The organism is Rhizobium leguminosarum (genome assembly GCF_010668065.1).
GTDB classification, from domain to species: Bacteria; Pseudomonadota; Alphaproteobacteria; order Rhizobiales; family Rhizobiaceae; genus Rhizobium; species Rhizobium leguminosarum_S.
Genome location: NZ_WUEN01000010.1, coordinates 265,616 through 272,003 on the forward strand (window position 1 = coordinate 265,616; position 6,388 = coordinate 272,003).

The following is a 6,388-nucleotide window of genomic DNA, read 5'->3' on the forward strand; positions in this document are numbered from 1 at the left end:
ATGTCGGAAAGCGCGGCGCGCCACCTTAGCAGGATGTTTCATCGCATCTCCGTTGCGATCGCAGCGGAGAAGGACCGTCTCTCGGATCTGGACGGGGCTATCGGCGACGCCGATCATGGAATCACCATGGTGCTCGGCTTCACGGCGGTGAACGGGGAACTCGCGAAACTCGACCTCGACCACATGCTTCCATCAGAGGTGTTCACGTCGGCGGCGACAGCCTTTCTGAATGCCGTCGGTGCATCCACGGGACCGCTTTACGCAACGGCATTTCGCAGGGCCGCCCAGGTCCTGAACGATGACCAACACCTTTCAACTGCCGATCAGGCGGCGATCGTCGAGGCGATGACAACAGGCATCAGGGAGCGTGGAAAGGGCCAGCGCGGCGACAAGACGATGCTCGATGCCTGGATTCCCGCGACCGAAGCCGCCGTCACTGCACGGGCGCGGGCGGCCGGGAGCCTCGAAATGTGGACCAGCATATTGGAGGCGGCCGAAACCGGCGCGAATTCGACCCGTTCCATGGTTGCCACTCGGGGGAGGGCGGCCCGGCTCGGCGAGAGGTCGCTCGGACACATCGATCCAGGCGCGGCCTCGGCAGTCATCATCCTGCGCGCGATGAAGGAAACCTTCGCCGTCGACACTGTGAAAGAGCAGGATCGGTGACAGAATTGCATGCTGCGCGGAGCAAATGCATCTTCGTTCTCCGGGGGCATCCTCAATTCGTCGCCTATTCCGCGATGATGCCGCTGTCTTGAAACAGCGCTGCCGACAGATCGGCAATCTCGTCGTGAACGGCTGCGCGCTCGATGCCCGGGGGATCGGTAAAGAGTTCCGCCGCAAAGGCAAGGCCGAGCGCTGTTCCCTCTGGCACGAAGACATAATGCCCAAGGCCGCCGCCGAAGATTTTAAGGACGCTGCGCCGGAGCCGCGCATGCAGCCACGACGAACATTCTTCGGCGGGTGCCGCCCTGTCGGCATCACCGACCAGGATGAGGGCAGGCGCATCGACAGCTTTCAGGCTTTCCTCGCTGAAGCCGAGAACGGACCGGCCCGGCGCGCAGATGAGTGCGGCCTTGATTCTGTCGTCTCGGTAGGAATTCGACATGCGGGACCACGAATCGCGAAACACATCGCTGGTGCGCAGCAATGCCGGGATATGATCGGCAAGATCGGGAAACTCTCTTGGTCCGCGCGCCCCACCCGGCTTCATCCTCGACGGTTCGAACTGCGAGAACTGGGCGACAGCCCCAAGAAGCAGCATCACGCCATAGGCTCCGGCCGAAAATCCGGCTGCGAAGACGCTGTTCGTATCGATATGGCCTGAGAGATCGCTGAGCCACGCATCGCAATGGTCGAGCATGGTGCTTAGATCCGGCGCCCGCTCCCAAAGGCAGGCAAAGCCTTCAGCGCGGTAGGGCTCGATGCCGGTATTGCCGTGGTGGCTGATGCCGAGCGCGGCAAATCCGCGATCGACCAGGCGTCGCGCCAGCCACTCCAATCCGGCCGCGGATCCGCCGGTGCCATGCGATAATAGCACGAGGGGATAGGGCCTAGCCCTTGGCCGGATGGGGGCATTGCGGGCGACGGCCGCCTTCTGGAACCAGCTTCTTTCCGGCACGTCGCTTTGCGCGTCGTCGGCGGCGGGATACCAGAGAGACCAACTGATGGGTCTGGGGCCGGCGGCGTCCCAGTTCGACCTTTTCTCGTCGTAGAGGACGCCGTCGCGAAAGCCCAGTGTCATCTCTTGAATGCCCCATTGAACACGTCCCGGCCGTTCAATTCGTCGCCTTCTCGACGGTGATGTCGCCGAATTCGTCGATCAGCACGGTCCAGCCATCCGGCTCCGCGGCAGGGTCGGTCTTCAGATAGACCGTGGCGAAGAGCCCCGGCTCCTTGATGATGCCGTTCGAATTCTCCGGGCGGATATCGGTCACGTAAGGCTTCAGGTCGCTGAACTCCTGCAACTCGATGGTCGAGGCGATCGCCGGGCCGGTCTCGGTCTGGGCAATCTGCTGCAGATAGACCTTCGAGGTCCTGTCCGGTTGGCGCACGGCAAAGAGCTTGTAGTAGCCGTGGCGCTGCGTGGCCTCTCCCTCGGGATTTGCAACGCTCTCGGCGCTCGTCGGCGCCCGCTCGACATCAGGTGCGTTGCCGTCGTCCTCCCAATAGCCGGTGCTGGTCGCGAAAATCACCGATGCCGGCAGGAGGGCATCCTGCGCCGGCGCGGCCTCCGCTGTGATGCTCCATCCCGCAAGCAGGAGGCTGGTCATCAATATCCGTCGCATTGCCATCGTCTCAATCCTTGAACTGCTCGGCGAGAATACGGTCGGACCAGGAGCGGTCGGGATCAGAAAGAATGCGCGCCGTCACATGCTCCGACTGGGCAATGCGGATATGCAGCACCGACTTAACCTCGGTATTGTCGGCCACTGCGTTCACCGGCCGCTTCTCCGGCTCGAGAATATCGATATCGACGGTCACCTTGTTCGGCAGCAGAGCGCCCCTCCAGCGCCGCGGCCTGAAAGCGCTGACCGGCGTCATGGCGAGCAGCGGCGCCTCGAGCGGCAGGATCGGGCCATGGGCGGAAAGATTATAAGCCGTCGATCCGGCAGGTGTCGCCACCATCAGCCCGTCGCAGATCAGTTCCTCCAGGCGGACGCGCCCGTCCACCATGACCCTCAGATTCGCGGCTTGATAGGACTGGCGAAAAAGATAGACCTCGTTGATGGCGAGCGCCGTCGAGTTGGTGCCGTCGGCGTTGGCCGTCGTCATCTGCAATGGCCGGAAGACGTTTTCGACGGCGACGCAGATGCGCTCCTGAAGCCGGTCGGTACGATAATCGTTCATCAGAAAGCCGACCGAGCCGCGATTCATGCCGTAAACCAGCTTGCCGGAGTTCATGGTGTTGTGCAGCGTCTGCAGCATGAAACCGTCGCCGCCGAGCGCGACGATGACGTCGGCTTCGTCGGCCGGTACGTCGCCATAGAGGCCAATCAACTCCTCGCGCGCGGCAAGCGCCTCCGTCGTGGGTGAGGCGAGAAAGGAAAGCGTCTGAAATGAACGGCCCATGCAATGCCCTTTATGATGCTGCCCTAGCTAAAGGATAAAGGCCTTGTGCGACAAGGACGTTTTCTGCCGCGAAGCGTTTTGAGCTGCAGCCGACCAGTCCACGCAGACACGGATTTTCCCTTTACAGAATCACAGAATCTGCTAGTTGGGCAATTATTGCCCTTGTAGCTCAGTTGGTAGAGCACCTGATTTGTAATCAGGGGGTCCCGGGTTCGAACCCTGGCGGGGGCACCATTCTTTTCCGCGCGATAACGTCTGCTGACCCACAGTCTGGGTTCGACGCTGTTGCGCTCAATCGCACCAGCAGATCTTTTCAGATAGCACGTATCGCTTGATGAACCGCGCGTGAAGGGCTGCTTCACCGCCAATTCAGCCGCGCGCGCTTATCTTCGCCTCATCATCAATGAGGAAACAGCCATGAAGCTCGCACATCTCTTTCTCGCCGCAACCATTTCCGTCGGTGCGGCTTTCGCGTCCATCGCACCGGCGGCCGCCATGCCGGCCGAGCGGCCGGCGGTGTCGACGCAGGGCGATATCGTTCAAATTCGTGATGGCTGGCGACGTGATCGCGACCGTGACGACCGTGGCTGGCGCGATGGGCGCGATTGGCGCCGGTCCGATTGGCGCGATGATCGCCGTCACGGGCGGCGGTGGCGTGCCGAGCGTTGGCAGGAACGCCGCGACTGGCGTCATCGCGATCGCGGTATGCCGTTCTGGCTCTACCGCAGCTGACGAAAACGGCTCGGATCATCCGGGCCGTTACTTTAGAGCATGATGCCGAAAAGTGTGATCGGTTTTCGGACGACATCATGCTCCAACTATTTAATTTTAGAACAGGATTCAGATTTTAGGCCGAGCCGGCCTAAAATCATCCTGTTCTAATGAGTTACGGGTTCGTTGACGCTCGCCTCGATCCTGTCGCCATTGCCGGTCTGTCCGGCGCCGGAGGGCGACATCATTGTGATGCTAAGCACAGAGACGACCATGAAGGCGACGACGGCGATCATTATGCGCATAAGCGTTCAATCCTCGTTCGATTCCGGGATTAACGCATGATCGCCGTCCGCGTTCCTGCCAGTATTATTGCACCTGGCCCGGCGTCGCGGGGCCGGGCGCCGTCGGCGACAGGGGATCGGGCTGGTGGATGGGGTGCGACGTGTCCACCCAGATGATGCTGATGATAATCACGACGAAGACCGCGATGAAGAGGATACCGAAAATCAGCGGTCGAATGGCCATGATAGGGATCGTTCCTTCTTGCTTCTGAGCCGGTCGCAACAACCGGTCATCGCCCGATCATAGTGCTCCAGGGCGTCATTCCAAGGCAAAAGTGGATTTTTCCGGCATCGGTCGGGCGTTGCACGAGCGTTGTCCGTGTGCGTTTCCATTTGTCGCGCCGGATCGAACTCCTGCATAATTCATTAAATCCGAATCGATTGCGCGTCTGAAAAGACGCGCGGCGCTGTATGTCACGGATGATCGTCTATCCCGTCGAAGTGGCCTATGCAGGCGATACGGCGCGCAGGCCGATAGACGGATCGACCGGCTGCCCCTGGTGGGGGCAGCCTATGCCTTCAGGTGGAGCCGCGCCGCATAAAGCGCGATTGCCGCTGCATTCGAGACGTTGAGCGATTTGATCGAGCCCGGCATGTCGAGACGGGCAAGTGCGTTGACGGTTTCCCGCGTCTTCTGCCGAAGTCCCTTGCCCTCGGAGCCGAGCACGAGCGCCACCTTCTCGCCCGAGAAGGTGCCTTCGAGTGGCGCCGGCCCTTCCGAATCAAGGCCGATGGTGGAGAAACCGAGCTTGTGCAATTCACCGAGCGCATCGGCGAGATTGGTGACCTGTATATAAGGTATCAGTTCCAGCGCGCCGGAGGCGGACTTGGCGAGCACGCCCGATTCGGTCGGGCTGTGTCGCTGCGTGGTGATCACCGCGCCGGCATTGAAGGCGACGGCTGAGCGCATGATCGCGCCGACATTGTGCGGATCGGTCACCTGATCGAGGACGAGCAGGAGAGGGCTTTCCTTCAGCGCTTCGAGCCGGCGTACCGGAAGCGGCCGTGTTTCCAGCATGACGCCCTGATGGATCGCCTCCGGGCCGAGCACCTTGTCGATCTCCTGCGGCGAAACGATCTCGAAGGGTATGCCGAGCGTTTCGACGTCGACTTCGAGGCGCGCGAGTGCGTTCTGCGTCACGAACAGCTTGATCTTCTTGCGCTCGGGATTGTCGAGGGCCGCGCGCACCGTATGCAGGCCATAGAGATGCACCTGGTCGGGCGCCAGCGCCGGCGGCTTCCAGTCCTCGCCGCCGCGCTTTCGCTTCTGCGGCTGAGGCGTCGGAATCTCTCCGCGTTCGCGCTTGGCGTCACGGTGGGCGCGCCGCAGAGTGGCGTAATGCGTATCCTTGGCGGATGGGTCTGTCGCGGTCTTGCCGCCGGATTTGTTGTCTTTGCTCATGCAGCTTTATAGCCATGGCGCTCGCTGCCGCATAGGCTTTCTTTCATATGCCGGCTTTCGGCGGCGAATGAAATTTTTCGTGTTTTTTCCGTTGTCATCGTGTTGACAGACTGAAATGCTCCGGTCATATACGCGGCGCAGACGACGGGCGGCAACGCTTCGAAGTCTGACGAACTTGGTCTTGCGATCCGGACGAAAAACTGGAGAGATGCCCGAGTGGTTAAAGGGGACGGACTGTAAATCCGTTGGCTCAGCCTACGTTGGTTCAAATCCAACTCTCTCCACCATTCGTCATCGGATCGGACCACCCGCGCGGGTATAGCTCAATGGTAGAGCAGCAGCCTTCCAAGCTGAATACGCGGGTTCGATTCCCGCTACCCGCTCCAGTTTCCGTTACGCTACTTTATTCGACCGCTGCTGTGATAGTCCCCGAGATATCTCCGGCGCTGGCGGAGAAGCTGACGATTGCGATTATCGACTGGTAGGGAAGGGCGCTCGACGCCGAACGTCTATAGCGCGTCTCCGGCGGTCAATGCGATTTTCTCTAAGATTTCAGCGATTTTCGAGGGGGCTTTGGCGAATCGCCTTGCAGGCGGCGAATTGTCTCCCATATGCGCTGTCAGGCCAAGTTTGGCGTCTGCAATTAAGTCTTGCGCAATGTCGCCGAAAGCCTTAAACGGCGGCACTAAACCGGTTCGCCGGGGCCACCATTTTCGTTCACAGGAAGCATTCAAATGGGAAAGAGTAAGTTTGAGCGCAACAAGCCGCACGTCAACATTGGCACGATTGGCCACGTTGACCACGGTAAGACGTCTCTGACGGCAGCGATCACGAAGTACTTCGGTGAGTACAAGGCGTA

At 60.6% G+C, this 6,388-nt stretch carries 9 protein-coding genes and 3 tRNA genes; 6 read left to right on the forward strand and 6 right to left on the reverse strand.

All coding sequences use genetic code 11. From position 1 onward, the window contains the following. Positions 1-666 (forward strand): dihydroxyacetone kinase subunit DhaL, encoded by a 666-nt coding sequence (dhaL, locus tag GR198_RS25275; RefSeq protein ID WP_029872810.1) that lies wholly within the window; start codon positions 1-3, stop codon positions 664-666. Positions 667-730: 64 nt separating this feature from the next. Here the strand turns inward: dhaL and GR198_RS25280 are convergent, their stop codons facing one another. Genes GR198_RS25280 through GR198_RS25290 form a run of 3 tightly spaced genes read right to left on the reverse strand, consistent with a single transcriptional unit; the run spans position 731 to position 3,072 of the window. Then, positions 731-1,744, reverse strand: coding sequence for an alpha/beta hydrolase family protein (locus GR198_RS25280; protein ID WP_164069739.1), 1,014 nt, complete (start codon positions 1,742-1,744; stop codon positions 731-733). A gap of 34 nt (positions 1,745-1,778) precedes the next feature. Continuing rightward, positions 1,779-2,294 carry a hypothetical protein gene (locus GR198_RS25285; RefSeq protein ID WP_029872808.1) on the reverse strand — a complete coding sequence of 172 codons (516 nt, stop codon included), beginning with the start codon at positions 2,292-2,294 and terminating at the stop codon, positions 1,779-1,781. A gap of 4 nt (positions 2,295-2,298) precedes the next feature. Then, on the reverse strand, positions 2,299-3,072 hold the full coding sequence (locus tag GR198_RS25290; protein WP_017993642.1) for an NAD kinase: 774 nt from the start codon (positions 3,070-3,072) through the stop codon (positions 2,299-2,301). A 158-nt stretch (positions 3,073-3,230) separates the two neighbouring features. Between GR198_RS25290 and GR198_RS25295 the strand changes: the two genes are divergently transcribed. Beyond that, positions 3,231-3,306 (forward strand) — tRNA-Thr (locus GR198_RS25295). Between the two features lie 111 nt (positions 3,307-3,417). Continuing rightward, a complete protein-coding gene (locus tag GR198_RS25300) occupies positions 3,418-3,804 on the forward strand; it encodes a hypothetical protein (protein WP_172643818.1) in 387 nt (128 codons plus the stop codon). 146 nt (positions 3,805-3,950) lie between these two features. On the opposite strand, the gene GR198_RS35530 is transcribed toward GR198_RS25300, so the two are convergent. The 3 genes from GR198_RS35530 to rlmB form a co-directional block, all read right to left on the reverse strand. Then, the gene (locus tag GR198_RS35530; protein WP_172643817.1) at positions 3,951-4,088 is read right to left on the reverse strand and encodes a hypothetical protein; all 138 of its coding nucleotides are present in this window, start codon (positions 4,086-4,088) and stop codon (positions 3,951-3,953) included. A gap of 64 nt (positions 4,089-4,152) precedes the next feature. Beyond that, complete coding sequence (locus GR198_RS35535) at positions 4,153-4,311, reverse strand: hypothetical protein (protein ID WP_003558513.1); 159 nt, start codon at positions 4,309-4,311, stop codon at positions 4,153-4,155. Between the two features lie 327 nt (positions 4,312-4,638). Further along, entirely contained in the window at positions 4,639-5,529 is an 891-nt protein-coding gene (rlmB, locus tag GR198_RS25305; protein ID WP_029872806.1) for a 23S rRNA (guanosine(2251)-2'-O)-methyltransferase RlmB, read from the reverse strand. A gap of 202 nt (positions 5,530-5,731) precedes the next feature. Between rlmB and GR198_RS25310 the strand changes: the two genes are divergently transcribed. From GR198_RS25310 to GR198_RS25320, 3 genes are all read left to right on the forward strand, one after another. Beyond that, positions 5,732-5,816, forward strand: a tRNA-Tyr gene (locus GR198_RS25310). Between the two features lie 25 nt (positions 5,817-5,841). Next, positions 5,842-5,915, forward strand: a tRNA-Gly gene (locus GR198_RS25315). A 348-nt stretch (positions 5,916-6,263) separates the two neighbouring features. Then, positions 6,264-6,388 (forward strand): GTP-binding protein (locus tag GR198_RS25320; RefSeq protein ID WP_245456151.1); only part of this gene is annotated, 125 nt, incomplete at its 3' end.

Excerpts from the sequence above, each read along its gene's own strand:
- dhaL (WP_029872810.1), top strand. The coding sequence starts at position 1 with ATGTCGGAAAGCGCGGCGCGCCACCTTAGCAGGATGTTTCATCGCATC.
- GR198_RS25285 (WP_029872808.1), bottom strand. The coding sequence starts at position 2,294 with ATGGCAATGCGACGGATATTGATGACCAGCCTCCTGCTTGCGGGATGG.
- GR198_RS35535 (WP_003558513.1), bottom strand. The coding sequence starts at position 4,311 with ATGGCCATTCGACCGCTGATTTTCGGTATCCTCTTCATCGCGGTCTTC.
- GR198_RS25290 (WP_017993642.1), bottom strand. The coding sequence starts at position 3,072 with ATGGGCCGTTCATTTCAGACGCTTTCCTTTCTCGCCTCACCCACGACG.
- GR198_RS25280 (WP_164069739.1), bottom strand. The coding sequence starts at position 1,744 with ATGACACTGGGCTTTCGCGACGGCGTCCTCTACGACGAGAAAAGGTCG.
- rlmB (WP_029872806.1), bottom strand. The coding sequence starts at position 5,529 with ATGAGCAAAGACAACAAATCCGGCGGCAAGACCGCGACAGACCCATCC.
- GR198_RS35530 (WP_172643817.1), bottom strand. The coding sequence starts at position 4,088 with ATGCGCATAATGATCGCCGTCGTCGCCTTCATGGTCGTCTCTGTGCTT.